Origin of the sequence: Streptomyces sp. NPDC006552 (assembly GCF_040611655.1) — a bacterium.
GTDB lineage: Bacteria > Actinomycetota > Actinomycetes > Streptomycetales > Streptomycetaceae > Streptomyces.
In genome coordinates, this window is sequence record NZ_JBEXOS010000020.1 from 73,724 (window position 1) to 100,116 (window position 26,393).

Annotated in this window: 21 protein-coding genes and 1 pseudogene; 8 read left to right on the forward strand and 14 right to left on the reverse strand. The window is 72.1% G+C overall.

The annotated features are described in order from the left end of the window. From ABZY33_RS14890 to ABZY33_RS14900, 3 genes are all read right to left on the reverse strand, one after another. The gene (locus ABZY33_RS14890; protein WP_356491961.1) at positions 1–2,232 is read right to left on the reverse strand and encodes an NHLP family bacteriocin export ABC transporter peptidase/permease/ATPase subunit; all 2,232 of its coding nucleotides are present in this window, start codon (positions 2,230–2,232) and stop codon (positions 1–3) included. After that, entirely contained in the window at positions 2,229–3,029 is an 801-nt protein-coding gene (locus ABZY33_RS14895) for an HlyD family efflux transporter periplasmic adaptor subunit (protein ID WP_356491962.1), read from the reverse strand. Before ABZY33_RS14895 ends, ABZY33_RS14890 begins: the two co-directional genes overlap by 4 nt. 138 nt (positions 3,030–3,167) lie before the next feature. Further along, positions 3,168–3,395, reverse strand: a complete 228-nt coding sequence (locus ABZY33_RS14900) for a type A2 lantipeptide (RefSeq protein WP_356491963.1) — start codon at positions 3,393–3,395, stop codon at positions 3,168–3,170. Positions 3,396–3,943: 548 nt separating this feature from the next. Here ABZY33_RS14900 and ABZY33_RS14905 point away from each other — a divergent pair. Both ABZY33_RS14905 and ABZY33_RS14910 read left to right on the forward strand, forming a co-directional pair. Continuing rightward, the gene (locus ABZY33_RS14905; RefSeq protein ID WP_356491964.1) at positions 3,944–4,864 is read left to right on the forward strand and encodes an LLM class F420-dependent oxidoreductase; all 921 of its coding nucleotides are present in this window, start codon (positions 3,944–3,946) and stop codon (positions 4,862–4,864) included. A gap of 213 nt (positions 4,865–5,077) precedes the next feature. Beyond that, on the forward strand, positions 5,078–6,094 hold the full coding sequence (locus ABZY33_RS14910; protein WP_356491965.1) for a LacI family DNA-binding transcriptional regulator: 1,017 nt from the start codon (positions 5,078–5,080) through the stop codon (positions 6,092–6,094). A 21-nt stretch (positions 6,095–6,115) separates the two neighbouring features. Here ABZY33_RS14910 and ABZY33_RS14915 read toward each other — a convergent pair whose 3' ends face one another. From ABZY33_RS14915 to ABZY33_RS14940, 6 genes are read right to left on the reverse strand one after another with little or no spacing between them, the layout of a single operon-like run. Then, positions 6,116–6,835 (reverse strand): hypothetical protein, encoded by a 720-nt coding sequence (locus ABZY33_RS14915; RefSeq protein ID WP_356491981.1) that lies wholly within the window; start codon positions 6,833–6,835, stop codon positions 6,116–6,118. 40 nt (positions 6,836–6,875) lie between these two features. Then, positions 6,876–9,080, reverse strand: a complete 2,205-nt coding sequence (locus ABZY33_RS14920) for a glycoside hydrolase N-terminal domain-containing protein (RefSeq protein ID WP_356491982.1) — start codon at positions 9,078–9,080, stop codon at positions 6,876–6,878. Next, the gene (locus ABZY33_RS14925) at positions 9,073–11,079 is read right to left on the reverse strand and encodes a beta-galactosidase (RefSeq protein ID WP_356491966.1); all 2,007 of its coding nucleotides are present in this window, start codon (positions 11,077–11,079) and stop codon (positions 9,073–9,075) included. The genes ABZY33_RS14920 and ABZY33_RS14925 overlap by 8 nt, the downstream gene beginning before the upstream one ends. After that, positions 11,076–12,002, reverse strand: coding sequence for a carbohydrate ABC transporter permease (locus ABZY33_RS14930; protein WP_356491967.1), 927 nt, complete (start codon positions 12,000–12,002; stop codon positions 11,076–11,078). The genes ABZY33_RS14925 and ABZY33_RS14930 overlap by 4 nt, the downstream gene beginning before the upstream one ends. Next, complete coding sequence (locus ABZY33_RS14935) at positions 11,999–13,036, reverse strand: ABC transporter permease subunit (protein WP_356491968.1); 1,038 nt, start codon at positions 13,034–13,036, stop codon at positions 11,999–12,001. Before ABZY33_RS14935 ends, ABZY33_RS14930 begins: the two co-directional genes overlap by 4 nt. Beyond that, the gene (locus ABZY33_RS14940) at positions 13,036–14,712 is read right to left on the reverse strand and encodes an extracellular solute-binding protein (RefSeq protein WP_356491969.1); all 1,677 of its coding nucleotides are present in this window, start codon (positions 14,710–14,712) and stop codon (positions 13,036–13,038) included. The genes ABZY33_RS14935 and ABZY33_RS14940 overlap by 1 nt, the downstream gene beginning before the upstream one ends. A 218-nt stretch (positions 14,713–14,930) precedes the next feature. Between ABZY33_RS14940 and ABZY33_RS14945 the strand changes: the two genes are divergently transcribed. Together ABZY33_RS14945 and ABZY33_RS14950 are read left to right on the forward strand one after the other, a co-directional pair. Next, complete coding sequence (locus ABZY33_RS14945) at positions 14,931–17,783, forward strand: glycoside hydrolase family 3 C-terminal domain-containing protein (RefSeq protein ID WP_356491970.1); 2,853 nt, start codon at positions 14,931–14,933, stop codon at positions 17,781–17,783. Positions 17,784–17,830: 47 nt separating this feature from the next. Further along, positions 17,831–18,526: a DUF2470 domain-containing protein gene (locus ABZY33_RS14950; protein WP_356491971.1), complete on the forward strand. Its 696-nt coding sequence runs from the start codon at positions 17,831–17,833 to the stop codon at positions 18,524–18,526. 44 nt (positions 18,527–18,570) lie between these two features. Here ABZY33_RS14950 and ABZY33_RS14955 read toward each other — a convergent pair whose 3' ends face one another. Together ABZY33_RS14955 and ABZY33_RS14960 are read right to left on the reverse strand one after the other, a co-directional pair. After that, positions 18,571–19,170 carry a hypothetical protein gene (locus tag ABZY33_RS14955; protein WP_356491972.1) on the reverse strand — a complete coding sequence of 200 codons (600 nt, stop codon included), beginning with the start codon at positions 19,168–19,170 and terminating at the stop codon, positions 18,571–18,573. A 211-nt stretch (positions 19,171–19,381) separates the two neighbouring features. After that, positions 19,382–20,668 (reverse strand): MFS transporter, encoded by a 1,287-nt coding sequence (locus ABZY33_RS14960; protein ID WP_356491973.1) that lies wholly within the window; start codon positions 20,666–20,668, stop codon positions 19,382–19,384. A 257-nt stretch (positions 20,669–20,925) separates the two neighbouring features. Here ABZY33_RS14960 and ABZY33_RS14965 point away from each other — a divergent pair. Further along, positions 20,926–21,524: pseudogene (locus ABZY33_RS14965) on the forward strand (class I SAM-dependent methyltransferase). Positions 21,525–21,885: 361 nt separating this feature from the next. Here the strand turns inward: ABZY33_RS14965 and ABZY33_RS14970 are convergent. Continuing rightward, positions 21,886–22,782 carry a hypothetical protein gene (locus tag ABZY33_RS14970; RefSeq protein WP_356491974.1) on the reverse strand — a complete coding sequence of 299 codons (897 nt, stop codon included), beginning with the start codon at positions 22,780–22,782 and terminating at the stop codon, positions 21,886–21,888. Between the two features lie 33 nt (positions 22,783–22,815). Next, positions 22,816–23,349 carry a YbhB/YbcL family Raf kinase inhibitor-like protein gene (locus tag ABZY33_RS14975; protein ID WP_356491975.1) on the reverse strand — a complete coding sequence of 178 codons (534 nt, stop codon included), beginning with the start codon at positions 23,347–23,349 and terminating at the stop codon, positions 22,816–22,818. Between the two features lie 112 nt (positions 23,350–23,461). Here ABZY33_RS14975 and ABZY33_RS14980 point away from each other — a divergent pair, with 112 nt between their 5' ends. Further along, positions 23,462–24,154, forward strand: coding sequence for a GntR family transcriptional regulator (locus tag ABZY33_RS14980; protein ID WP_356491976.1), 693 nt, complete (start codon positions 23,462–23,464; stop codon positions 24,152–24,154). A gap of 478 nt (positions 24,155–24,632) precedes the next feature. Here ABZY33_RS14980 and ABZY33_RS14985 read toward each other — a convergent pair whose 3' ends face one another. Continuing rightward, positions 24,633–25,514: an NAD(P)-binding domain-containing protein gene (locus ABZY33_RS14985; protein WP_356491977.1), complete on the reverse strand. Its 882-nt coding sequence runs from the start codon at positions 25,512–25,514 to the stop codon at positions 24,633–24,635. A gap of 96 nt (positions 25,515–25,610) precedes the next feature. Here ABZY33_RS14985 and ABZY33_RS14990 point away from each other — a divergent pair, with 96 nt between their 5' ends. Together ABZY33_RS14990 and ABZY33_RS14995 are read left to right on the forward strand one after the other, a co-directional pair. Beyond that, positions 25,611–25,985: a helix-turn-helix domain-containing protein gene (locus tag ABZY33_RS14990; protein ID WP_356491978.1), complete on the forward strand. Its 375-nt coding sequence runs from the start codon at positions 25,611–25,613 to the stop codon at positions 25,983–25,985. Positions 25,986–26,214: 229 nt separating this feature from the next. After that, on the forward strand, positions 26,215–26,393 hold a 179-nt coding region (locus tag ABZY33_RS14995), incomplete at its 3' end, for a transposase (protein ID WP_356491983.1).

Here is a 26,393-nt window from a genome sequence, read left to right on the forward strand (position 1 = left end):
TCAGTGCTCCCTGACCAGCTCGGCGTAGGGCCCGCCGGCCGCCACCAGCTGCTCGTGGCGGCCCCGCTCGACGATCTGGCCGTGGTCGAGGACCACGATCTCGTCGCTGTCGCGCACGGTGCTCAGCCGGTGCGCGATGACGACGCACGCGCAGCCGCGCCGCCGGATGTTGTCCATGACGATCTGTTCGGTCTCGGCGTCCAGCGCGCTCGTCACCTCGTCGAGGACGAGGATGCTGGGGCGGCGCACCAGGGCCCGCGCGATCTCCAGGCGCTGGCGCTGGCCGCCGGAGAAGTTCCGGCCGTCCTGCTCGACGCGGCTGTGCAGCCCGCCGGGCCGCCGCGCCACCACGTCGTACAGGCACGCGTCGCGCAGCGCGTCGACGACCGCCTCGTCCGGGATCGAGGGGTCCCACAGCGCCACGTTGTCGCGGACCGTGCCCTCGAAGAGGAAGACGTCCTGGTCGACGAAGGAGACGGACGCGGCGAGAGCGCCGCGCGGGATGTCGTCCAGGCGCCGGTCGTCGATGCGGATGACGCCCTCCCACGGTGTGTAGAGACCGGAGATCAGCCGCGAGACGGTCGACTTGCCGCTGCCGGAGCCGCCGACCAGCGCCACCTGCTGGCCGGGGCCGACCGTCAGCGAGAACCCCGACAGGAGCGGCTTGTCCAGCGGGCTGTAGCCGAAGGTGATGGCGTCCAGCTCGACATGGCCGCGCAGCCGGCGCGTGCTCGCCGCCGCCTCCGGACGCGCGTACAGCGTGTCGACGGGGAAGTTCTCCACGTCCTTCAGCCGGGCCACGTCGGCCGCGAAGTCCTGGACGCGGCCCGCGACCCCGTTGAGCCGGGTGATCGGCGCGGTGAACCGGGTGACCAGCGCCTGGAAGGCGACGAGCAGCCCCACCGACAGGTGGCCCTCCACGGCGCGCAGCCCGCCGATCCACAGGATCAGCGCGCTGTTCAGCGCGGCCAGCGTCGGCGCGACGACCCCGAGCCACGCGCTCGGCACCCCGAGCTTCTGCTGCTCCTCCAGCGTCGTCGCGTGCTGCCCCGCCCACCGCCGGAAGTACCCGTTCTCGCCGCCGGTCGCCTTCATCGTCTCGATCAACTGAAGCCCGGTGTACGAGGTGTTGGTCAGCCGCGCGGAGTCCGCCCGCAGCTTCTGCGTACCGGTCGCGCGCAGCCGCACGACGATCCGCATCGCCACCACGTTCAGCAGCGCGATCCCGACCCCGACCATCGTCAGCTGGGGGTCGTACGTCCACAGCAGCGCCGCGTACAACAGCACGACGACGCCGTCGACGCCGGCCGCGGTGAGGTCGCGGGCCAGGGTCTCGGCGACCGCGTCGTTGGACTGGAGGCGCTGGACGAGGTCGGCCGGGCTGCGCTGCGCGAAGAACGACACCGGAAGGCGCAGCAGGTGCCGGAAGAAGCGGGCGCTGCTCAGCGTCGAGGAGATGATCCGCCCGCGCAGCAGGTTCGCCTGTTGCAGCCAGGTCAGGACGCCGGTCAGCGCCACCATGGCGCCCATCGACGCGAAGAGCGCGCCGAGCAGCGAGGTCTGGTCACCGATCAGGAACAGGTCGATGTACGTCTTGCTGAGCGCGGGCACCGCAGCGCCCACGGCGACCAGGAGCAGGCTCGCGAGGAGGGCGGCGAGCATGGTGCCGGTGGTGCCGCGCAGCCGTCCGGGCAGGGCGCGCAGCACGCCGGGGCGGCGCCCGCCGGGCCGGAAGTCCGCACCCGGCTCCAGGACGAGGACCACGCCCGTGAAGCTGGTGTCGAAGTCCTCTGTGGCGACGAACCGGCGGCCCTTGTCCGGGTCGTTGAGGTGCACGCCGCGCCGCCCGAAGCGCCGCCCCATGCCGTCGTAGACGACGTAGTGGTTGAACTCCCAGAACAGGATCGCGGGGCCCTGCACGTCGGCGAGGGCCGCCGTCTCCATCTGCATGCCTTTGGCGGTCAGGCCGTAACCGCGGGCCGCTTTCAGCAGGTTGCTGGCGCGCGAGCCGTCCCGGGAGACGCCGCACGCGATCCGCAGCTCCTCCAGCGGGACGTGCCGGCCGTGGTGGGCCAGGACCATGCCGAGGGCGGCGGCGCCGCACTCGACGGCCTCCATCTGGAGCACCGTCGGGGTGCGCACCTTCTTGCGGCGCCTGGGCGGCGGGGGAGCGGGGCGAGCCCGGCGGCGGCCCTGGCGGTGGCCCGCGGGCGGGAGCGAGGTGGCGGTCACGGCAGCAGCCAATCGATCGGGCGCTGCGCGGCGAGGTGCACGGCGCCGGAGGCCGGGGTCATGGAGGTGAGCGGGTAGGGCGGTCCGTCCGCCGTCGACCAGGCGTAACCGGATTTCGTGGCCGCGTCCCTGGTCAGCTGGACGAGCACCGGCACGCGGGGCCCGCCCCGGGTGAACTGCGCGGCCAGTTCGCCGTCCCCGAGGAAGTCGGTGACCTGGCGCCGGGTCTGCGGCGCGCGGCCCACCGCCTTGACCCGGCCGCGCAGCACCCCGTGGTCCTGGGTGCCGGGCACCGTCAGGTCGACCCGGGCACCGGCCGGCACGGTCGCCGCGCCGGTCGCGGGCACGTAGACCATCGCGAGCAGCGGATCGTGCGCCGAGGAGGTCTTCTCCAGGGTCGCGACGTCCGCGCCGGTGGTGACGACCGCGCCGATCCGGGCGACGAGCGCGGTGACCCGGCCCGCGTCGATGGCGCGCACCACCCGGTCGCCCTGCTCGGTACGGATCTTGAGCAGGGGCGCGTCCGCCGCGGCCCGCTGCCCCTCTGTCACGTACACGCGGGTGACCTGGCCGGTGACCGGGGTCTGCAGGACGTAACTGCCCCGGCCGTAGGTGAGGATGCCGCTCGCCTTCAGCGTCGAGTTCACCGAACCGGTCACGGCCCATACGCAGGCGGCGGCCATGACGACGACGGTCACGGCGAGGGCGAGCACCCCCTGCGGCCGTGCGAGGCGCACCGGCAGATCGAGCTCCTGCGGTGACTGCAGCTTGCTGAGGGCCTGTTGGCGGAACTGCACGCGCTGTTTCCCTTACGTTGCTCAAGGCCGGGCCCGCGGGGGCCCGGACGCGCCCGAAGGCCCCGGGACCAGTGGTCCCGAGGCCTTGGGGGGCCGTCGCCGGTCAGGTCGGCGGCGGCGTGACCGTTGAGGTCCGGCTCAGAGGCCGGCGACCAGACCGGTGGCCAGACCCGTGACGGCACCGACGTTGACGCCGGTCAGGCCCTCGACCGTGCCGGTGACACCCGCGACGACGCCCGAGACCGGGGCGATCGAGTCGGCGGTGCCGGTCACGTTGGAGACGAGGCCGCCGACGAGGCCGCCGGAGACGTTGTCCAGCTCGGCGTCGGAGATCTCGAGGGTCTGGACCTGGGGGGTGTTGCTCATGAGGAGAGCCGCCCTTCTCAGTGGTAACTGGGTAATTCGAAAAACGCGGAACACGCCCCGGAATCGGTGGCGCCGAATCCGTGCTGTCCTGCGGTGCCGAGGATCAAAGCACGGCGACGCTTCGCACAGCCAATCGGAAGGTCCCCGGTCAGGAGGGATGTGGGGGGTCAATTACCGTGCGGTGCAGGGTTTTTCACCGGCCGCGTCCAGCTCCTTCACAAGCTTCACCGAGTGAATTGCGCGAAGGGCGGGACCACTTTCAGCAAAATGGACACTCACGCAGTAATGGGATTCATTGTCCGCCCTGCGCAATGGAGTTCTGTGAACCCTCGTGACTGCGCTGCGGCCACGCTGTGCAGATTTCCGGCACACCACGGCCGCGGCCGTGCGCAGGGCGCGTGACACGAATGCGGGCGACGGCGCTCCCGCGTGGCGGGCGACGGCGCCCGCGGCGCCTGCCCGGGCCCCCCGCCCGTGGTCGCCGGCCGACATGAACTGTTCACGGTCCAGGAGGAATCGGGCGCCCGCGGGCCCGCGTTCACCCCGTCATGACTGTGGGAGTGACACTCGACACCACCGGCACCGACCTGCTCATCGACGACGCCGTGCGCCAGGCGCGGGAGGCCCGCGCGTCCGGCCTCACCTCGCTGTGGTTCGGCCAGACCCTCGGCTACGACTCACCGACGGTCGCGGCGCTCATCGGCCGCGCCGTCCCCGACATCCACGTGGGGACCTCCGCGATCCCCGTCTTCGGCCGCCACCCCCTGTTCGTGGCGAGCCAGGCGCGGACGGCCCAGGCGGCCACCGGCGGGCGCTACCACCTCGGCATCGCCCTCGGCACGAAGATCCTCGCCGAGGACGCCCTCGGCCTGCCCTTCGAGCGCCCCGTCGCGCGGCTGCGCGAATTCCTCACCGCTCTGCGGCCGTTGCTGGCGAGCGGAGAGGCCGACTTCGCGGGCGAGCTGATCACCGCGCGGACCTCGCTGCCCTCCGGTGTGCCCGGTGCCGAACCGCCCGTCCCGGTGCTCGTCGCGGCGATGGGCCCGCAGGCGCTGCGGGTCAGCGGCCGGCTCGCCGACGGCATCCTGCCCTACCTCGCGGGCCCGCGCGCCCTGGAGGAGCACATCGTCCCCGAGGTCACCCGGGCCGCCGCGGAAGCGGGCCGGCCCGCGCCGCGGATCGTCGCGTTCGTGCCCGGGGTCGTCACCCGGGACGCGCGGGCGCTGCGCCCGCGCCTGCACGAACAGCTCTCCTTCTACGCGCGGATCCCGTCCTACGCCCGGGTCGTCGAGCTCTCCGGGCACCGGCACCCCGCCGACCTGGCGGTCGCCGGCGACGAGAAGGACCTCACGGACGCCGTCCGCCGCTACCGCGAGGCGGGCGCCACCGACGTGGTCGTCACCGGCACCGAGGTGGACGGCGAGGAGTCCCGGCTGCGGACCTGGGAGGTGCTCGGCGAACTGGCCTGACCCCGCGTGCACCGGCACGGAGACCGCGAGCGCTCGCCGGCCGGTGCGCGGCCGGGCGAAAGCGGAGTCCCGCTGTCGAAGCGCTTCGACTGGCTTCTGGACAGCCACCGGTCGGCCCCATAGGGTCGACAGGCCGAACGGTACAGAGCAGTCCGGTACCCGTCGAAGCGCTCCGCGTCGGCGTCCCCCCTCGTCACGGCTCAGGAGAACGACATGGTCACGCTCGCAGAGGTCGCCCGGCACGCCGGAGTCTCCGCCAGCACCGTGAGCTACGTCCTCAGCGGCAAGCGGTCCATCTCCGCCGCCACCCGCGAGCGCGTCGAGACCAGCGTCCGCCAGCTCGGCTACCACCCGAACGCGGGCGCGCGGGCCCTGGCCAGCAGCAAGTCGAACATCATCGCGCTGATGGTGCCGCTGCGGACCGACATGTACGTACCGGTGATGATGGAGATCGCGATGGCCGTCGCCACCGCCGCCCGCGCCCACGGCTACGACATCCTGCTGCTCACCGGCGAGGAAGGGGCCCAGGCGGTCCGCCGCATCGAGGGCAGCGCGCTCGCCGACGCCATGATCGTGATGGATGTCGAGCTGGACGACGAGCGGCTGCCGCTGCTGCGCACCGCGAGCCGGCCCGCCGTGCTGATCGGCCTGCCCTCCGACACCGCCGGACTCACCTGCGTGGACCTCGACTTCACCGCCGCCGGCGCCCTGTGCGCCCAGCACCTCGCCGACCTCGGGCACCGCGAGATCGCGGTCATCGGGGAGGCGGCCGCGGTCTACGAGCGGCGCACCGGATTCGCCGAGCGGACCCTGACGGGGCTGCGCGAGCGGAGCGGGGAGCTGGGACTGCGACTGCTGCACCGGCCGTGCGAGGGCTCGTACGCCGCCGTGTCGGCAACGTTGTCGCGGATCTTCGACGAGCGGCCCGGCACCACCGCGTTCGTCGTGCAGAACGAGGCGGCGACCGACCCCCTGCTGGCCCTGCTGCGCCAGTCCGGCCGCGCCGTGCCCGAGGACGTCTCGGTCGTCGCCGTCTGCCCCGAACAGGTCGCCGCGCACGCCTCCGTGCCGCTCACCTCCGTCGCGGTGCCCGCGCAGGAGATGGGGCGGCGCGCCGTCGAGCACGTCGTCGCGCGGATCGAGGGCCGGGGGGCGGGCGAGGACGTCGTGCTGCTCGCACCGGAGTTGACCGAGCGCGAGAGCGCGGCCCAGGCACCCGTCGCCTCCTGAGCCGCGCCGCCCGAGAGCGGTTCAGCTGCTGGAGACCTTGAAGCCGTTGGTCCGGAAGTCCAGGCCGCCGGAGGACGAGGTGATCTCGTAGCCGAACTGGACGTCACCGATCGTCTCGTCGCCCCACCAGCCCTTGGTGTCCTTGATCCACTTCAGGATCGGCAGGATGTTCACCGTGCCGGACGTCGAGTCCGAGGTGCGCAGGAACGAGAAGACCTGATTGGCGCCGTTGTCCCCCTTGTAGACGGTCCAGGTGTGCCCGCCGAGCGTGACGGTGCCCTGCGCGGTGCCGAGCGGGCCGACGGCTCCGTTGTAGTTGACCCAGAGCATGACCTCGTAGTCGTAGTCGCTGTCCCAGATGTCGTACGACGTGTTGTACGCGCCCGAGGACGGCACCGTCACGTTGTAGGAGCTGGTCAGCGACGACAGCGCGCTGAGCGGCTTGTTCACGACCTTCTTGGCGTTCGGGTAGGACTTGATGCCGCCCGTGTTCGGGTGGTTCGCCCAGACACCCCAGTTCGACGAGGAGTTGGCCCAGATCGACTGGGAGCCCGCGCCCGAACCCCAGATGTTGTTGTAGAGCGTGTAGCCGTCCGGGGTGGTGTAGGTGCCCCACTGGTCGGCGGAGGACCAGACGGCCGCCTGCGCGGGGGCGGCGGCGAGGGCGAGCGCGGCCGCGGCCGCGAGACCGGCGCCGAGCAGGGTGCGGCGTCGTACGGAGTGTCGTGCCGAGGGTGCCATGGTGTCCCTTTCCAGGGTTGTGGGGGTCATCGTGGGGGAACTACCGCGTCCCCAACGTCAGTTCGCGGTCGTCACCGGCGCTCAGGCGCAGTCGCCCGGATCCGCCGTCGGGGGTCTTCAGCGCCACGTCCGCGTCCCGGTCCGCGCGGAGCAGTGCCGTACAGGTGCCGCCGCCCCAGCGCAGGCCGACGCGGGCGCCGAAGCGGGTGCGCAGGCCCGACACGGCGCCGCGCCGCCACCCGGGGGGCAGGGCGGGCAGCAGGACGAGACGGTCCGGCGTGGACTGCAGGAGCGCTTCGGCGAGCAGCGCGGGCAGGGCGTGCGCGGCGTCCGCGTTGTAGACCTCGCGGCCCGGATAGTGCGCGCTCATCAGCGAACGGTGGAAGTAGTCGCCGCCCAGCACCGCGCGCAGCGCGCCCGCGACCCGGTCCGGATCGCGCAGCCGGGCCGCGATCAGCGCGTGATGGAGGTGGCCGTGCGCCGAGCCGTTCTCGGCGCCGCGCAGGGCGAGCGCCCGGTGCGCCGCCCTGGCCCACCCGGGGGTGGAGTACGGGGTGATGTCGTGGTGCGGCCAGACCGGGTAGAGGTGGCTGAGGTGCCGGTGGTCGTAGGAGTCGTCGAGGCCCGGCCAGGCCCATTCGGCGAGCGCGCCCTCGGCGTTGACCCGGTAGCCGGGCAGCCGCTCGGCGAGCGCGCTCCAGCGCGCTCCGTCCGGGCCGGGGTGCCAGGCGGCGGCGGTGCGCAGGGCGTGCCGGGCCGCCGCGATGTCCATGGTGGCGTTGAGCGTGCCGCGGCCCGCGTTCGCGGGGCGGTTCTCCGGCGAGTACGACGGCACGATCACCACGCGCCCGTCGGGCCCGGTCCTGGTGAGGAAGGACGCGTAGAACTCGGCGGCCTCGGCGAGCGCCGCGGCCAGCCACGCGGGCCGCTCCCCGCTCGTCTCGGCCTGTTCGACGAGCGGGGTCAGGAGCCAGTCGGCGCCCGCCGTCCACAGGTGCAGCGGCCACTTGCGCTGGAAGTGGTAGGAGTGCCCCGACTCGCCGTCGGTGTGCGCCGGCGCGACGATGCCGCGCGCCCCGAAGATCTCCCGCGCGTTGTCGCGCCAGTCCGCCAACTGAGCCCGTATCAACGCCCCTTGGGCCTCGACCACCTCGGGCAGGTCACAGGGGACCGCGGAGGCCGTCTGAAGATTGAGGTTGGCGTCCGTGGTGAACGCGCCGGACCACGCCGTGTCCCACTCACCGGTCCACAGCCCGGTCAGCCGCGGCGGCAGCGCGCCGGAGGAACTGAGCAGGTGGTAGCGGCCGGCGGCGAACAGCCGCTCCAGCAGGGCGTGGCTCCCGGGGCGCTCCAGGAGCGCGCTGCCGGGCAGCCCGCGCTCGGAGCGCGGCGCGTCCAGGTCGAACGTGACCCGCTCGTAGGCGCCGCGGTGCCGCGCCTCGTGCCGGGCGAGAAGATCCGCGTACGTCGTCGCCGCGTCGCCGCTCACCAGGGCCGCGAGACCGTCCGCCGACCGGTCCCCGGCCGGCTCCCCGCGGTGGCGGCCGACCCGGGTGAGCAGCAGCAGCCCGTCCGCGCCCGCGACGCGCAGCCCCGTCCCGCCCACCGCGACCCGGCCGCCCCGGGCCAGCACGAGCGTCACCCCGGTGTACGCCAGGTCGCTGTCCGGGTAGCGGCAGCGCAGGGTCAGCCGGGCCCCGTCCGGGGTCAGCACGACCGTGCGGCCGACCTTGAGAGCGCCCGGCACCCCGGCGAGCCGGTGGTCGAGACCGAGCTCCCCGTCGAGCCCGGGACCGGTGACGTACTGCACGACGACGTCGTCCGCGCGGGAGACGAAGACGCGGCTGTGCCAGCCGCCGCAGCGCGCCTCGGCCACGCCGGTGGCGAAGTCGAGCGCGCGCCGGTAGCCGCGCCCCGCGAGGTCGTCCCGCACGAAGCGGACCTGGAACGCCGGGTGGAACGCCCGGACCTGGCGCAGCGGCCGGCCGTCCGTGAACGCGTCGGCGGCGTCCACGTCACCGGCCAGCAGCCGGTCCTGCACCGCGGACAGCCGGGCGGCGAGCGCGGGCGGCCGGGGCCGCGGGCCGCCGTCCGGGCGGACCAGCGCGTGATGGGTGACGATGACCCGGTCGTCGTGCGGGTCGCCGAGGACGAGGGCGCCGTGCCGGCCGTTGCCGCTGAGGTAGGCGTCCTCCCAGCGGCCGGCCGGCGCCGGCTCCCACGTGCCGTGCGGATGCTCAGGCAGCACCGGGCCCCCGCGTCCCGCGCGTGAGCGCCGCGACACCGAACCGGCCGAGGACCACCGACCCGGTGTGCTCCTGACCGCTGAGCACGTCGCGGTGGACCGCGTCGTCCGGCAGCGTGACGGTGACCTCGCCGCGCCCGTGGTGCAGTAGGAACAGCACTCCGCCGCGGCGTACGGCCTCCACCCCTGCGGGGAGGCCGGCCAGTGGAGGCCGTACGCCCGCCCCGGCGGCCACGTCCGCGAGCAGGGCGCGCAGGGCCGGGGGTTCGGGGAGGGTGGAGAGGTACCAGGCGGGGCCGCGGCGGAGCACGGCGGGCAGGCCGTCGAGGTCGCCGCCGCGGTAGGCGGCCACCACCTCGGCCCCGGGGGCCGCCGTCAGCTCCTCGGACCACAGCGAGCCGCGGAACGTCCCGCAATCGACGCTCTCGCCCTCCTCCAGCGGCCACCATTCGTGCACCGTCCGGATGCCGAACAGCTCCCGCAGCCGGGCGTCCATGCCGCCCGGCCGGATCCGGTCGTCCGCGTCGGCGACCCCGGTGAAGAACCCGCACACGAGCGTCCCGCCACCGCGCGCGTAACCCAGGAGGTTCTCGATCGCGGCGTCCGTGAGCAGGTACAGCTGGGGGACGACGACCATCTTGTACGCGGACAGGTCGTGCGCGGGGTGCGCGAAATCGGTGGCGAGGTGGGCCTCCCACAGCGCCCGGTGCCACGCGCGCACGACCTCCTCGTACGCGACCCGTGTCGAGGGCCTGCCGTCCTGGCCGCCCGCCCACCACGCGTGCCAGTCGTGGAGGACGGCGATGTCGGAGACAGCATGCCGCCCCGTCACCTCCGGTCCCAGGACGGCGAGTTCGGCACCGATCTGCTTCACCTCGGCGAAACCGCGGCCCTCCGCGCCCGCGTGGCCGACCATCCCGGAGTGGAACTTCTCCGCGCCCTGGCGGGACTGGCGCCACTGGAAGTAGCAGACCGCGTCCGCGCCCCGGGCCACCGCCTGGAGCGACCAGAGGCGGTTGAGCCCGGCCGGCTTCGGGTGGTTCACGCCGCGCCAGTTCACCGGCCCGGCGGCCTGCTCCATGACCATCCACGGGCCGCGGGCCTGGCCGCGCGTCATGTCGGCGAGCATCGCGTTGTACTGCCCGCCCAGCGGATCGCGCGGATCGGGATAGACGTCCACGGAGACGACGTCCTCCTGCTCCGCCCAGGCCCAGGCGTCCTGCCCCACCCACAGCGGCATGAAGTTCGTGGTGACCGGGATGTGCGCGGGGGAGTGGCGGCGGACCAGGTCGCGTTCGGCCGTGTAGCACTCCAGGAGCGCGTCCGAGGTGAAGCGGCGGAAGTCGAGGAGCTGGGCGGGGTTGTGCAGGTACGGGGTCCGGCGCGGCGGGATCACGTCCGCCCAGGTGTCCAGGTGCTGGCTCCAGAAGGCGGTGCCCCAGCTCTCGTTCAGCGCGCCGAGCGTGCCGTACTTCGCGCGCAGCCAGTCGCGGAAGGCACGGGCCGCCTCGTCGCCGTGGTCGGCCGTGCAGTACTCGTTGTTGATGTGCCACATCCGCAGCGCGGGGTGGTGGCCGTAGCGGATCGCGAGGTCCTCGGTGATCGCGGCGGCGTAGCGGCGGTAGACGGGGGAGGAGTGGGCGAACTGCTGGCGCGAGCCCCACCACAGCGTGTGCCCGTCCGCGTCGCGTGGCAGCGTCCGCGGGTGCAGCCGGCCGAGCCAGGGTGGCGGGGAGGCGGTCGGGGTCGCGAGGACGACGCCGATGCCGTGCGTGTGCATCAGCTCCATCAGCCGGTCGAGCCAGCCGAACTCACGCGCGCCGGGGCGCGGTTCGAGCGTCGCCCACGCGAAGACGCCGAGGGTGACGGAGGTGACGCCCGCCTCCTTCATCAGCGCCACGTCCTCGGCCCACACCTCTTCGGGCCACTGCTCCGGGTTGTAGTCACCGCCGAACAGGAGGCGGCCGTCGGGGGCGATGGGGGTCTTCCTGGCGGTCATCCCTTCACCGCCCCGGTCAGCATGCCCTTCTTGAAGTGCCGCTGGACGAACGGTGCGGCCGCGGCGACCGGGATCAGGGCGAGGACCATGACGGCCATCTGGAGTCCCAGCGTGGAGAGTTCGCCGGTGCGCACCGCCTGCTGGAGGCCGGTCGGCGCCGCGGTGTTCTTCTGCACGAGCTGGATGAGCACGTTCTGCAGCGGCATCATGTCCTGGTCGGTCAGGTAGATCGAGGCGTTGAACCAGGCGCTCCAGTAGCCGACCGCGTAGAACAGCGCGATGACGGCGAGCACCGCCCGGGACAGCGGCATGATGATGGTCAGCAGGATGCGCAGGTCACTCGCGCCGTCGATGCGCGCGGACTCGGTGAGTTCGGGGGAGATCCCCATGAAGAAGCCGCGCAGGACCAGGATGTTGAAGACGCTCACCGCGCTCGGCAGGATCAGCGAGAGATAGGTGTCGGTGAGGCCGAGGGACTGCACCAGGAGATAGGTGGGGATCAGCCCCGCCCCGAAGAACATGGTCGCCATCAGCAGCATCAGGATGACCCGGTGGCCGAGGCTGCCGGGGCGGGAGAGCCCGTACGCCGCGAGCACCGAGACCGCCATCGAGAACACGGTGCCGACGAGGGTGACGCCGACCGAGACCAGGATGGCCCGGCTGACCTGGCCGCCGCCGAGCAGCTCCGTGTAGTTGACGAAGGTGAGGCCGCGCGGGAGCACGACGAGTCCGCCGGCCCGGTCGATCACCGGTTTCGGGGAGAGGCTGGTGACGATCACGATCCACAGCGGGCCGAGCACGCCCAGGCAGCACAGGACGAGGAAGCCGCCCTTCGCGGTCAGCCCGGACCTCGTCGGCGCCTCCTCCCATGCGGGCCGGGCCGGCGCCCGCAGGCTGCGGATCAGCTGCGTGTCGAGGCTCACTTCTTGTACACCCCCTGCTCACCGAGGAGATGGGCGAACTTGTTCGCGGCGAGCACGAGACAGACCCCGATCACGCCCTTGACCAGGCCGACCGCCGCCGCGTAGCTGAAGTCGCCGTTCTGGATGCCCATGTTCCATACGTAGGTGTCGAGCACTTCGCTGGCGCCGGCCCCGACCGCGTCGCGCTGGAGCAGGAACTGTTCGAAGCCGACGCTGAGCGCGTCGCCCACCCGCAGCACCAGCAACAGCGCGATGACCGGGCGCAGCGCCGGCAGTGTCACGTGCCACATGCGGCGCCGGCGGCCCGCGCCGTCCATGGCGGCGGCCTCGTACAGATCGGTGGAGACGGCCGCGAGGGCGGCGAGGAAGACGATGATCCCCCAGCCGGCGTCCTTCCACACGGACTGGGCTGTCACCAGGAACTTGAAGAGGGATGCGTCCGTCATCAGGTCGAAGCCGCCCCAGCCGTGCCGTTCCATCGTCTGGGCGATGATGCCCGCGCCGCCGAAGACCTGCTGGAAGACGGTGACGACCAGGACCCACGAGAAGAAGTGCGGCAGATACATGACCGCTTGCGCGACGGCCCGCACCCGCGGCCGGACCACACTGTTGATGAGCAGCGCGAGCGCGATGGGGAGGGGGAAGAACAGCACCAGCTGGAGCAGGAAGAGCACGACCGTGTTGCGTGCCGCGCCCCAGAACAGCGGATCGTCCACCATGCGCGCGAACTGCTCCACGCCGAGCCAGGGGCTGTGGAAGATCGCGGCGACGCCGTTGCCCGCCGCGTACGGGTCGTAGTCCTGGAACGCGACCACGTTGCCCAGCAGCGGGACATAGTTGAAGACCACCAGCAGCGTGAGGGCGGGCACCGTCATCAGGAGGAGCGCGCGGTCGCGGCGCAGCCGGACCCGCCAGGGGGCGCGGCCGCCCCGGCGCTTGTCGGGGACCGCCTCGGGGAGGAGCGCGGCCACCGGTTCCTCGACGGTGGCCGCCGGCCGTGTCCCGTCGGGCCTGCTCCCGGCCGTGAGGGACATCAGTTGCCGCTGCCGTTCTTGTCGAGCAGCTTCTTGTACCAGTCGCGCAGCTTGTCGCCGCCCGAGGACTTCCAGGTCGCGACGGCCTGCTGCACGTCGGAGAGCTTCTTGTTGCCGCGTACGTAGTCGATCTCCAGCTGCTCGAACTGGCTGGAGAGGTTGGCGTAGCGGGTCGGCTCGACGATGTTCATGCCGTACGTGGACGTCTTCTTCATGAAGGTGCCCATCCGCTGTTCCCACTCGACCTGTTTGCGGGCCACGTCGGGGTAGTCGGGGTGCGCGAAGTACGGGGCGGGGGCGGCGAGCATCACCCAGGCGTTGATGACTTCCAGATTGCCCTGGTCGGTTTTGACCGGGACGCCGTCCTTGACCTTGTAGTGCGTCCCCTCGACGCCGTAGTCGACGAGGATGCGCTCCTTGGTGCCGTAGGGGGCGGCCGCGAAGTCGGCGGCGGCCAGCGCGTTCTCGACCGTCTCCTTCGAAGCGCCCTTGCGGATCAGTGACCAGACGTTGGCCGGCTGGCTCGCCCACAGCTGCGGATCGCCGCCGTCGGGGCCGAAGATGTCCATCGCGTCGATGGCGAAGTCCGGGTTGGACGCGGCCTGTTCGGCGGTCTTGCCGTACCAGGCCGACATGTCCATGTTGTACATGAGGATCTGGCCGGCGCCGAACCGCTGGCCCGCGTCGCCGGAGCGGGCCTTGTCGTCGGGGTGGACGACGCCCGCGTCGAAGAGCTTGCGGGTCCACTCCAGCGCTTCCAGGTACTCCGGCTGCTCGATGCGGTAGGTCAGCTTGCCGTCGTCCCCGGTGTGCCAGCCGAGCGAGCCGGAGGGACGCACCCCGAAGATGTTGAATGCCGTCCAGGACATGTCGCCGCAGGCGTACACCTTGGCCTTGGCGCTGGTCGCCTCCTTCGCCCAGGAGAGGAATTCCCCGGGGGAGGCGGGGACGGGGTAGCCCTTCTTGTCGAAGACGTCCTTGCGGTAGTACGCGATGTTGAACGTGGCGGCCGCGGTCGGCATGGGGATGCCGCGCAGCGCGCCGCCGAAGATGCCCATGCGCCAGGAGTCCGAGGGGATCGCGGCCAGGTTCGGGTACTTCTTCACCTTGTCGCCCGCGAGGTAGGGGCCGAGGTCCATGAACTTGGCGGTGACCGCGTTCGAGATCTTGCCGACCAGCTCCCAGCTCGGCACGACCACCATGTCGGGGATCGTGCTGGACGCGAGGACGGCGCCGAGTTTCTGCCCGTAGGTGTTGCCGTCCTGGTTCTGCCAGGTGACCTTGGTGCCGGCCGCCGCGTCGAGGGCCTTGTAGTAGGCGCAGCCGGCCTTCGGCGGGGAGCCCCAGAACGGGGACATGATCTTCAGGGGCGCGCCGGTGCCGAGCTTCTCCGGGACCGAGGCGGCCAGCGCGGAGAGCGTCATCCTGCCGGTGTACCCGGCCGCCGAGCCGTTCTTCGAGGGCAGGTCCGGATCGGCGAACTCACTGGCCACGAAGGCCGGCAGCAGCTTCGCCGCGTCCTTGCCCGACGTAGTGCCTTCCCGGTCCTTGCTGTCCGCCGCGCCGCAGGCGCTCAGCAGCGGAGCCCCGCCGGCCACGGCCGCCGCGGCCACGGCGGTGGAGGCGAGGAAGCGTCTGCGGCTGGGAGCGGAGGGGGAAGGCGAGTTCGGCGTCATTGCGGCAACCCTTCAAGGAACGCGTCGAATTTCGTCGAAGCGCTTCGATGTTGCAGCGAGGCTAGGGGAACGTTTCCGGGGTCACAAGGTCGGTGCCTGGATTTCCTCAACCGACTTTTGTGGCGCGGCTCTTGACACTGCTCAGGGGAGTGCCGAGCATCGAAGCGCTTCGAATATTCCGGCCCCTTTCTGCCACTTCTCCGCCAAGGGACGCGTACGTGACCGAACGACCCCCGCGCCATCCGGCCCCCGCGGCCCCGACGGACAAGCGCGTCGACGAACTGCTCGCCCGGCTGACGACCGAGGAACGCATCGCCCTGCTGCACCAGTTCGCCCCGGCCGTCGACCGCATCGGCCTCGCCGCGTTCCGCACCGGACAAGAGGCGCTGCACGGCGTCGCGTGGATGGGCCCGGCCACCGTCTTCCCGCAGGCCGTCGGGCTCGGCGCGACCTGGAACGACGCGCTGGTGCGCCGCGTCGGTGACGCCGTCTCCGCCGAGGTACGCGCTCTGCGCGCCCGCGACGACCGCGTCGGCCTCAACGTCTGGGCACCCACGGTCAATCTGCTGCGCCACCCGCTGTGGGGCCGCAACGAGGAGGGCTACTCCGAGGACCCCCACCTCACCGCCGCCCTGGCCACCGCCTACACGCGCGGCCTGCGCGGCACCCACCCCACGTACTGGCGCACCGCCCCCGTCCTCAAGCACTGGCTCGCCCACAACAACGAGACACGCCGGGACACGACGAACTCCTCCGTGCGCCCGCGCGTCCTGCACGAGTACGACCTCCGGGCCTTCCGCGCCCCGGTCGAGGCGGGCGCCGTCGCCGGCGTCATGCCCGCCTACAACCTCGTCAACGGCCGCCCCAACCACGTATCGCCGTACCTGCGCGCGCACTTGCGGACCTGGACCGACCAGGAACTGCTGGTCTGCTCCGACGCGGGGGCGCCCAGCAACCTCGTCGACTCCGAGCACTACTTCGCCACCCACGAGGAGGCGCTCGCCGCCGCGCTCACCGCGGGCGTCGACAGCTTCACCGACCACGGCACGGACTCCGCGACCACGACCGGCCGGCTGCGCCGCGCCTTCGACCGAGGGCTGATCTCCGCGGCCGACCTCGACACCGCGGTGCGCCGCCAGCTCGACGTCCGGGCGCGTCTGGGCGAGTTCGCGGAGACGGACCCCTTCGCGCAGGTCCGGGACTTCGACACCGACACACACCGCGCCCTCGCCCGGGAGAGCGCCGAGCAGGCGATCGTGCTGCTCAAGAACGACGGGCTGCTGCCCCTGCCCGCCGACGCCCGGATCGCGGTGGTCGGGCTGCTCGCCGACGCCTGCAAGACGGACTGGTACAGCGGCACCCTCCTGCACCGCTCCACCCCGCTCGACGGCCTGCGCGAGAGGTTCGGCGCCGAGCGCGTCACCTTCGCCGAGGGCGTGGACCGGGTGCGGCTGCGCTGCGCCGCGGGCACGCTGCACGTCCCCGACGCCCCGCGGGAGGAGCCCGGGCACGGTGGCGGCCCCGCCCTGGACCCCGCCCTGCTCACCGGCCGCACCGACCTGCCGCCCCTCACCACCGTGCCCGGCGACGGCACCGAACTCGCCCTGGCCGACTGGGGCGCGGGCGTCCTGACCCTGCGCGCACCCGACGGCCGCTACCTGTCGGTGGCCGGGGACGGCCGTGTGCGCGCCTCGGCCGAGCAGCCCGGCGGCTGGGTCGTCCAGGAGACGTTCACGCTGCGGCCGCACGGGGACGGGCACCTCCTGCGGCACGCGGGGACGGGTCGGTACGTGTCAGTCGCCGCCGACGGGGTGGAGGTTGCCGACGAAGGCACCGTCTTCTCGGTCGAGTACGTCGAACGCGGCGAGGACGCCGTGGCCCGGGCCGCCGCCGACGCGGACGTGGTGGTCGTCGTCGCGGGCAACGACCCGCACATCAACGGCCGCGAGACCGAGGACCGGACGACCCTCGCCCTGCCCCCGCACCAGGACCGGCTGTGGCGCGCGGCCCGCGCGGCCCGGCCGGACACCGTCCTCGCCCTGGTCAGCTCCTATCCGTACGCCGTCCCGGACGCCCACGCCGCGCTGCCCGCGCTGCTGTGGACCGCGCACGGCGGCCAGGCCGCGGGCCGCGCCCTCGCCCGGGTCCTCGCCGGCGACGTCAGCCCCGCCGGGCGCCTCCCTCAGACCTGGTACGCGGCCGACAGCGACCTGCCCGCCCTGCTCGACTACGACATCATCGGCTCCCGCCAGACCTACCTCTACTTCGAGGGCACCCCGCTCTACCCCTTCGGGCACGGCCTGTCGTACAGCGCGTTCGGCTATACCGCCCCGTTCGTGACCCGTGACGGCGAGCGGCTGGAGTTCACCTTCACCCTCACCAACACCGGCCCGCGCACCGCCGACGAGGTGCCGCAGCTCTACGTCCGCCCGCTCGGCGCGGCCGTGCCCCGGCCCCGCCGCCAGCTCCTCGCGCACCGCAGGCTCACCCTCGCCGCCGGCGCGGCCGAGCGCGTCACCTTCACCGTGCCGCTCACCGACCTCGGCCACCACGATGTCGCCCGCGACCGCTGGAGCGTCACCTCGGGGACGTACGAGCTGCTCCTCGGCGCCTCCAGTGCGGACATCCGGCACTCCACGCGGCTGACCGTCGAGGGCGACGAGCCGGCGCCCCGCCCGGTGCGCAGCCATGGTCTGGACGCGGCCGCCTACGACGACCAGCATGGCACCGAGATCGTGGACCGCACGAAGGTGTCGGGCGACGCGGTCACGCCGGTCGACGGTGCGGGCGAACTCCTCTACCAGGGCTGCGACTTCGGGGAGGGCGGGGTGACCGGCGTGCGCGTGGAGGCGGCCGGTGAGGGCGTCGTCGAGCTGGGCGCGGGGTGCGTGGTGACGGTCCCGGCGACCGGCGGCCCGTACGACTACGTCACGCTGCACGCCGACTTCACCGCCGCCGGAGTGCGCGACCTGCGGGTCCGGCTGCGCGGCGGCGTCCGGCTGGCCCGGCTCGCCTTCACGTCCCGGGAGGAGGGCGCCAACCCCGGGGGTGCACCGGCGGGGACCAGGTAAGTAAGGTAACCCTTACCTAGTCCGGAGGAGAGGATCCAGGAATGGACATGGCCGACCCCGTCACGCCCCCGACCCCTACCGACGCCGAGCGGGCGCGGACGATCCTCGCCGCCGCCGGCTCCCTGGCGCTGACCGCGACCGCCACCGAGGACCGCTTCGACCACGTCGTGCTGCACGCGGTGGACGCGGCCGCCCGCCTGCTGCTGCTCGACCCGGCCGACCCCCGGCTCACCGCCGCGCTCGCCGCCGCGCCCCACTCGGGGCTCGCCGTGTACGCCGAGGTCACCGACGTCGCGCCGGTCGCCGTACGGGAGCGGGTCCGGGCCCGGCTCGCGCTCAGCGGCCGCCTCACCCCCGCGGGCCCCGGCACGCTCGTCCTGCGCCCCGCGCGGGCCGCACTCTCCGAGGACGACACGGTCCGCACCCTCGACGCGGCCGCCCTCGGGGCCGCCGCGCCCGACCCGCTGGCCGCCCAGGAGGCGGAGCTCCTCGACCACCTCGACACCGGGCACGCCGACCTCCTGGCCGAACTCGCCCGGCCGGCACGGGCGGACGCGCTCACCGGGGTCGTGGCGGTCCGGCCCCTGCGGCTCGACCGCACCGGGCTCGTCCTGCGCCTGGAACGCGCCGCCACCCACCAGGACGTGCGCGTCCCCTTCCGGACGGCGGCACAGAGCCCGCACGACGTGGGCCCGCGCATCCAGGAACTCCTCGATCCGACCGGCACCCGGGCCCACCGCTGACCCACCCGATACCGCGCACGGCGCGACCCGGTCCGAACGGCCGGTCAGCTGATGGTCAGGCCCGTGAAGTGGAGCGTGACGCTCTGTGCGTCGCCGTTCTCCACCTTGCTGACCGTGGGTTCTTGCAGGGTCATCCGCTTCGTCATGGCGCCCTCGAAGTCCAACTGGTCGATGGAGGCGGTCGCGGGCCGGGTCCTGCCCTCGATGAGGTCGGTGAACTGCTGAGACCGCTCGGCGCCGCGGACCACGGTCACGGTGCCCGCGTGCTGCTGCTCTCCGGGGACGAGCCGGTAGCCGTCGGAGGGGAACTGCTGCGTGGGCTGGTCCACCGTCAGCCCGGAGACCTCGGTGAGGGTCTCGGTGCCACCGTCGAGGCTCAGCCGGAACTGCCGGGGGACGAGGGTGTCGCCCCCTTGGAGGTTCAGCTCACCGCCCTCGGCCTCGGACAGCTTCGCGGAGCCCTTGGCGCCCGCGTCGGGCGAGCCGGTGGGCGCCCCGGCCGTCCGGGAGGCGGAGGCGGGGGGACGCGACGCGGCGGTGTCCGGGGACCCGGAACCGCACGCGGTCAGCAGTCCCAGGGACAGTAAGGCGGCGCTGACCACGCCGGCCGTACGGCGGCACGGGGTGAGGGCGGAACGGGACATGACGGAACTCCTGAGATGCCGGTGCGGAGGTGAGGCGAGGCCGTCCCCACGCCTCACGTGGGAACGGCCCGAGCATGCCGGGCACCTCGTGCGCGCTGCCACAACTTCCCGGCAACGTGGGACGCCGGAACGCGGAAAGCCCCTGCGACCTGCGAGGACGTGGGCATCCTGGAACACCCGGCTGGGACGCCACGTGCCCCCGCTGCCCCGCTCAGCGCTCCAGTTCGCGGTGGGCGCTCTCCGGGAGGCGCAGGTACACCGCGGACGAGACCAGGCAGAGCGCGGCGACGTACCAGGGGAAGAGACCGCTGTGCCCCCACTCCTTGAAGAGCGTGCCGACGTACGGGGCCGTGCCGCCGAAAAGCGCGACCGTCAGCGAGTACGGGAAGCCGATCCCCGCCGCCCGGACCCGCGCCGGGAAGACCTCCGCGTTGACCGCCGCCGAGATCGACGTGAAGCCGGTCAGCAGCACCATGCCCGCGCACTGGGTGAGCAGCAGTGAGCCGAACGAGCCGGTCAGCGAGTGCAGCAGCGGCACGCTCAGCAGGGCGAAGCCGACGCCGAAGAAGAGGAGCAGCGGCTTGCGGCCGAAGCGGTCCGAGACCAGCCCGCCGACCGGCTGGAGCAGCGTGAAGAAGGCGAGCGAGACGGTCCCGGCGAGCAGCGCGTCGGATTTGCTGATACCGGTGTTCAGCTCCGCGTACGTCGGCAGGTACGAGGTCCACGTGTAGTACGCGAGGGTGCCGCCCGCGGTGATCCCGCAGATCAGCAGCGACTCGCGCGGGTGGTGGCGCAGGGCGTCGAAGAGGCCGGGCCGCGCACCGGACTCCGTCAGGTCCTGGCTGCGCGTCTCCTGGGCGCCCTGCCGGATCCAGAACCCGACGAGGCTGAGCAGCGCCCCGACGAGGAACGGCACGCGCCACCCCCAGCCCTCCATCTGCCCGTCGCCGAGGGCGGCCACCAGGAGCGCGGCGAGGCCGGAGGCCGCGAGCTGGCCCAGGGAGGTGGACACGTACTGGAAGGAGGAGAACAACCCGCGGCGCCCCGGCCCGGCCGACTCCACCAGGAACGTCGTGGAGGCCGCGAACTCGCCACCCACCGAGAGCCCTTGCAGCAGCCGGGCCAGGACCAGCACGACCGGGGCGAGGACGCCGACGGCGGCGTACGTCGGCGTGAGGCCGACCAGCAGGCTGCTGCCGCCCATCGACAGGATCGTCACCGTCAGCGCGGCCCGCCGCCCCCGCCGGTCCGCGACGGCTCCCATCAACAGCCCGCCCACGGGCCGCATGAAGAACCCGACCGCGAAGACGGCGAAGGTGGACAGCAGCGGGACGAGCGAGGTGCCCGCGCTCTTGGGGAAGACCTGGTCGGCGATGTAGGTGGCCAGGAAGGTGTACGCGTACCAGTCGTACCACTCGACGGCGTTGCCGACGGAGGCGGCGAGGAGTTGGCGGACCGGGTGAGCGGGGCGGGGCGTGGTGGCGAGGGTCTCTGTCATGATCCTGACCCATTCCCAGGATAATCCCTGCTCACGCGCGGGTCGAGGCACTCGACCCGCAGCCGCCGGCCACCCTCGGCCGCCGCCGTCGACCGGCGGTGTCGTTCGGTGCGGCCGACATCCAGATCCATCATCACGGGCGCTGAGTCAGCAAGGGGTCAGCATGAGTCCGAGGTCAGTACATTGCCATCCACTTTCAAGCAGCTCGCTTGCGGTAGGGGCACGTTCGACAAGGCCAAGTCGGCAGTGTCGGCAGCATCCCCGCCAACCGGCCGCTCTGGAATCGGATCAGCAGCGCCTACCAGCACGAGCACGACCCGCACATCGGCGCCGCACCCAGGCTGTGGGGCATGTACTCCATCCCCGACGCGCACCTGCGCGCCCTGGGCCACGTCACCGGCAAGCGTGTCCTCGAACTCGGCTGCGGCGCCGGCCAGTGGTCCAGGGCGCTCGCCGCCGAGGGCGCTACCGTGGTCGGGCTCGACCTGTCCGAAGCCCAACTCGTCGCGGCGGCCCGCGGTATGGGAGCGGCCCGCTACCCGCTGGTGCAAGGCGCCGCCGAGCGACTTCCCTTTGCCGCCGAGAGCTTCGACCTGGTCTTCTGCGACTTCGGTGGGCTCAGCTGCAGCAGGACTACTTCGGGCTGAACGCCATTGCCGAAGGCGACGGCGCGACCAGCTATCAGCTCACCTACGGCGACTGGGTCAGGGTCCTGCGTGGCGCGGGTCTCGTCATCGACGACCTCATCGAGCCCCGGCCCGAGCTCGGAACACCCAACGCCTACAACGAAATCGACCCACCCGACCGGGCACACCGCTGGCCGGCGGAACTGCTCTGGGTAACCCACAAACCGTAAGTTCCGTCCCGCAGAGACATGAAGGCACCCTCTTGAGGGTGACGGTCCCGCCGAATTGCCTGGGTCGATCCTGTTGGTCAGGCTTGAGGTGTTGGCCGCCGTGGAAGTGTCGGGTCGTTGTCGACCCAGATGCCACGGGGGTGGGGGCTGCCGTCGATCCAGCGCTCCTGGAAGCGCGGCAGAGAGCTGCGGCGGTGCACCCAGAAGGACGTGGCGCCGGGGTGGAGAGAGCTCAGCAGGCCGTGGCCGATGCGAAGGAGGTCCTGCGGCGGCGAGCGACCGGGCTGGAGTACTTCACGGCCGGCCGGGCCGCGTAAGGCGGTGCCCACCTGTCGCTCGCGGCCCTCGCGGATACAGCCGTCTATGTGAGCTCAGACTGTCCGTGAACAGCCTGAAACGTCCCTGCTGCGGTGAACGCGTCGGTGATCGGCGCGATGAGCGAGGCGAAGCGGCGGGCGCCTGCGTTGCCGATCGGTGCCCAGAGCGTGGCGCAGTGCTCGTCGGTCTCCACTTCGATGCGCTCGCGTGCCGCGCTGCCGGTGTCGGTGACCACGCCGTGGGAGTCGAGCCAGCCGCGCGCGACGAGGCGTGCCGTGGCCGCGCTCCACTCCCCGTCGTCCCACTGGCGGGTCGTTCGCGCGAGAGCTGTCGGGAGGCTGCCGGTCGCGGTGTGCAGGACGAGACAGTCGCACGGCCCGAGGCCGTTGTCGGCGAGTACGACGAGATGGGCGTCGCCGCGCCACTCGCGCGCCACCGTGATCTGCTGCCAGAGTGCGACGAGCGGGTCGGGGGGAAGCGGGATCGAGGCGTTCGCGGCGGCCAGTACTTTGCCGGCGTAGTCGGCACCGGCGACGACCGGGTCGATCAGCGAGCGCGCCTCGGCAACGTGGTCGTCGGGGAGATGTACGTCGACGCGCCGCATTGCCCGGCCGGCGGCCATGAAGCGGGCGGCCTGCCACTGCTCGGGCGGGGCGGCGTCCCATACGCCTGCCATGGCCCGCACTGCGCGCGGGCTGAAGTTGTAGAAGGCCGCGAGGGTGACCTGCCACGGAACCGCGCCCATCGCGGCCGACCGGTAGGCCAGATACGCCGGTCCGCGGTCGGTCACGCCGAGTTCGGCGGCTTCCTCGGCGGTCTCGGGGACGAGGTATATGAAGAGGTGAGCGGCGCTGATGGCACGGCTGACGTCACGGACGGCATTCAGGTCCATCGGGCCGTCGTCGGTACGGGCGGAGTGGGGGCGGGTGTCGAGGTGCATGGCGGTGGTGTCTCCAGGGGTCGGGTGGCGTCGTCAGGCGGGTGTCTCGGCGGTGACGGTCAACACCGCGCGTCCAAGGGTGTGTCCGGCCATGGTGAAGCCGAGGACGGCCGGTGTGGCGTCGGCCGGGACGCCGGTCAAGGGAATGTCGAGGGCGTGCACGACGACGAAGTAGCGGTGCGGGCCGTGTCCGGCCGGCGGGGCGGCGCCGATGTAACGGGACACGCGGGCATCGTTGGGCAACTGGTAGGCGCCTTCAGGTAGTTGTGCGCCGGTGTCGTCGCCGGCGCCCTCGGGCAGCTCGGTGACGGTGGCGGGGATGTCGGCGACCGCCCAGTGCCAGAACCCGGACCCGGTGGGGGCATCGGGGTCGTAGACGGTGACGGCGTAGCTCCTGGTGCCGTCCGGGGCGCCGTTCCAGGACAGCTGCGGGGAGGTGTCCTTCCCGCCGGGCAGGCCGGAGGAGCGCTGCTCGGGCGGCCAGGCGGTGCCGTCGGTGACGGTGGTGCTGGTGACGGTGAACGAGGCCGCCCGGGGGAGGCGGGCGAAGGGGTCGTTGGCAGGCACAGGGGTCGTTCCTTTGCGGACGGGGGTGCGCTGATCGACGTGTTCTGACCAGCTGCAGAATCGACAGTAACACTAATAATCGATTATTGATGGGATCGTCTAGGATGGGGCCATGGCTCAGACGGCGCACTCCTTGACCTCGTCGGGGAAGCAGATGCTTTCCGAGCAGGTCTATACACACCTGCGAGACGCGATCATGCGTGGAGACCATCCCCCTGGCACCCCTCTCAAGCCGCAGGTCTTGGCCAAGGAACAGGGCGTGAGTCTGGCCGTGGTGCGCGAGGCACTTGTGCGGGTGGTCGGCGAGGGGCTCGCCGACAGGCTGCCCAACCGGGGTTTCGCCGTGCCGTCTTTCTCCGACCGCCGCTGGCAGGAGATCGCGGAAGCCCGCCGGACCGTCGAACCGGTCGTCCTGCGCATGTCCATCGAGCGCGGCGACGTCGACTGGGAGGCCCGCGTGCGGGCCGCCCACCATCGGCTGGTGCGCACACCGGCATACGCGCCGGAGGAGGGCGAGTACTACACCGCCGCGTGGGCCGAAGCGCACAGAGTCTTCCATCGCACGTTGCTGGAGGGGTGTGACAACCGAGCGCTGCTGGAGACCTTCGACCGATTGTGGACCGAGAGCGAGCTGGCCCGTCGTTGGTCGGCGCACCGAGACCCCGACCGGGACGGCGCCAGGGAACACCGCAGGCTGGAGGAGGCGGTGCTGGCCCGCGACGCCGACACCGCGGCTGCCGTCCTGGTCCAGCACCTCACCCTGACCGCGGCTGCGCTGACCGACGATGTAGACCACGCCATCTAAAAGAGCTGTGCAGCGCCACCGTGCATACGTTCCGCGTCACAGCGAACGCGTCCAGCGCGCTCTTGGGGATCCGTACTTCGGCCGGCCCCCGCTCGATCCCTGCCCCTCCCAGTCCTCTTCCCTGTACGTGTCGGGTGTCCGTCCTGCTCGGGGCCCATGGAGTCGGAGGTCTCGCGGATCAGCTGGTCGATGTGCCCTGGCTTGTCGACCAGGGAGTTCAAGAGGTCCGCGAGCAGCCACAACACGAACCGCGGGCCCTGGCCTCCTTCGGCTCGATCGGCGCGAATCGGTCGCGCCGGGCCACGGTGTTCAGGTCCATATCCATAGTGGCGGCCATGAGGACCCCGGTCGCCATCGGCACCTGCGGCTCGGCGATCGGCCCCAGGCAGTGCCCGCACAGCCTCCCCGTCACCGCGTGCCGGTCGCCTCCACGCAGGTCGGAAGGGGCGGACGAAGGGTCCCAGCGTGGCGTGGCTGGTCAGTGCACCAGCAGGTCGATCACGCCCGTCAGATCCTCCTCACCGCTGCCCTCGGCCAGGCGACGGCGCATCAGCTCGAAATAGGGGCTGAGCAGTTCCGGGCTGACACCCTGCTGCTCGGCGGTGCTCAGGAAGGTCGGGGTACCGGCCGCCTGCATGGCGAGGTTGGAGACGACGCCTTTGGTGTAGTCGCCGCTCCGCAACTGGTCGGCGGTCTGGTGAACTGCCGGGGCCATCGCGACGAGCCAGTCGGCGAGCAGCGGGGCGAGCGCCGCAGGGTCGATGTTCTCCTTACGGATCAGGGCGAAGGCGTGCGCGGCCCCGGCGAACATCCCGTACATGGCGCTGAGCAGGGCCACGTCGTGCAGGGCCGCGAATCCCGCGTCCTCGCCGACGTAGGTAGTGCCGACCGGGACAGCCAGGGTCTCCTGGTGTCGTTCGAACAGCTCCTGCGAGCCGCTGTAGAAGACATAACCGGCGGCTTCCGGGACGCCGATCATCGGAGGGACAGCCATGATTCCGCCGTCCAGGTAGCGGGCTCCACGCTTGCGGGACCACCCGGCGCGTGCGCGGGCCTGGGCAGGGGTGCTGGTGGTCAGGTTGACCAGGTCCTTGCCGGCCAGGTCGGTATCGGCGAGTGCCTCGTCGACCGAGGTGTCGTCCAACAGGCAAACGACGATCAGGGTGTTCGCCGCGACCGCCTCGGCGGCGGTGTCCGCGACCCTTGCGCCCTCGGCGCCGAGTGCCGCGGCGCGGGCTGGGGTGCGGTTCCAGACGGTGAGCGGGTGGCCGGCGGCAAGCCAGGTGCGAGCCAGCGCGGTGCCCATTGCGCCGAGGCCCAGCATCGTGACGGGGGTTTTCTCAACAGTGTTCTGTGCCATGCCGATTAGGCTGGCCACTGGGCCTGAGGTGATCAAGTACGCACTTGGCAGTGGGTGGTTACCCCGGGGTGAGCGAGCACGTCAGAAGGGTGGGGCATGACGACGCTGAACCGGCCGGGCGCACCAGACGGACACGTCTGCGGGATCGACGCCGCGATGGAGGTGATCGGCGGCAAGTGGAAGGTGCTGATCCTCTGGGCGCTCCACGAGCATCCCTACCGTCGCTTCGGCGAGTTGCGTCGGCTGCTTCCGGGGATCACCGAGAAAGTGCTGGCCTCGCACCTGCGTGAGCTGGAGGCGGACGGCGTCGTGCACCGCGTCTCCTACGACGAGGTGCCGCCCCGCGTCGAGTACGCACTGACCGAGGACGGCAGACGCCTCAACGACGCACTCCAGCCGCTGGCCGCCTGGGGGCGCGCGCGGCCGACCACTCGAGGGCCGGAGGAGAAGGCAGGCCAGGTACCGGTGTGACCGTGTCGAACGACGGCGGCCGTCTGCCGCTCCTCGAGGAGTGTGCGGCCGGCCCGGTTGCGCGTGCACCGCCACAAGGATGGGTCTGCCGCGGATGCTCTACAAGGACTCGTACTGGATGGACGTCCTCCATTTCGCGCACTGCGACGCCTCTAAGAACGGCTAACACAATGAGGTGCATCGCCCCTGGTAGCCGTGCCTGACCGGGCAGTTGAGCGTTGGCCAGGCTATGGGAACTTCACCGTGGATCGTGCCGGACGACTTGTGGGAGCGGATCGAGCCGCTGCTGCCGAAGAAGGAGCGGCGGTTCCGGTACCCCGGTCGCCTGCCGGTCCCGGACCGCCAGGTGTTGTGCGGGATCCTGTACGTCCTGCACACCGACATCCAGTTCGAACACCTCCCGCAGGA

What these genes read in the sequence shown, in the direction of transcription:
- ABZY33_RS14900 (WP_356491963.1), bottom strand. Translation starts at nt 3,395, where the DNA reads ATGAGCAACACCCCCCAGGTCCAGACCCTCGAGATCTCCGACGCCGAG.
- ABZY33_RS14905 (WP_356491964.1), top strand. Translation starts at nt 3,944, where the DNA reads ATGACTGTGGGAGTGACACTCGACACCACCGGCACCGACCTGCTCATC.
- ABZY33_RS14910 (WP_356491965.1), top strand. Translation starts at nt 5,078, where the DNA reads ATGGTCACGCTCGCAGAGGTCGCCCGGCACGCCGGAGTCTCCGCCAGC.
- ABZY33_RS14915 (WP_356491981.1), bottom strand. Translation starts at nt 6,835, where the DNA reads ATGGCACCCTCGGCACGACACTCCGTACGACGCCGCACCCTGCTCGGC.
- ABZY33_RS14925 (WP_356491966.1), bottom strand. Translation starts at nt 11,079, where the DNA reads ATGACCGCCAGGAAGACCCCCATCGCCCCCGACGGCCGCCTCCTGTTC.
- ABZY33_RS14935 (WP_356491968.1), bottom strand. Translation starts at nt 13,036, where the DNA reads ATGTCCCTCACGGCCGGGAGCAGGCCCGACGGGACACGGCCGGCGGCC.
- ABZY33_RS14940 (WP_356491969.1), bottom strand. Translation starts at nt 14,712, where the DNA reads ATGACGCCGAACTCGCCTTCCCCCTCCGCTCCCAGCCGCAGACGCTTC.
- ABZY33_RS14950 (WP_356491971.1), top strand. Translation starts at nt 17,831, where the DNA reads ATGGCCGACCCCGTCACGCCCCCGACCCCTACCGACGCCGAGCGGGCG.
- ABZY33_RS14955 (WP_356491972.1), bottom strand. Translation starts at nt 19,170, where the DNA reads ATGTCCCGTTCCGCCCTCACCCCGTGCCGCCGTACGGCCGGCGTGGTC.
- ABZY33_RS14960 (WP_356491973.1), bottom strand. Translation starts at nt 20,668, where the DNA reads ATGACAGAGACCCTCGCCACCACGCCCCGCCCCGCTCACCCGGTCCGC.
- ABZY33_RS14970 (WP_356491974.1), bottom strand. Translation starts at nt 22,782, where the DNA reads ATGCACCTCGACACCCGCCCCCACTCCGCCCGTACCGACGACGGCCCG.
- ABZY33_RS14980 (WP_356491976.1), top strand. Translation starts at nt 23,462, where the DNA reads ATGGCTCAGACGGCGCACTCCTTGACCTCGTCGGGGAAGCAGATGCTT.
- ABZY33_RS14985 (WP_356491977.1), bottom strand. Translation starts at nt 25,514, where the DNA reads ATGGCACAGAACACTGTTGAGAAAACCCCCGTCACGATGCTGGGCCTC.
- ABZY33_RS14990 (WP_356491978.1), top strand. Translation starts at nt 25,611, where the DNA reads ATGACGACGCTGAACCGGCCGGGCGCACCAGACGGACACGTCTGCGGG.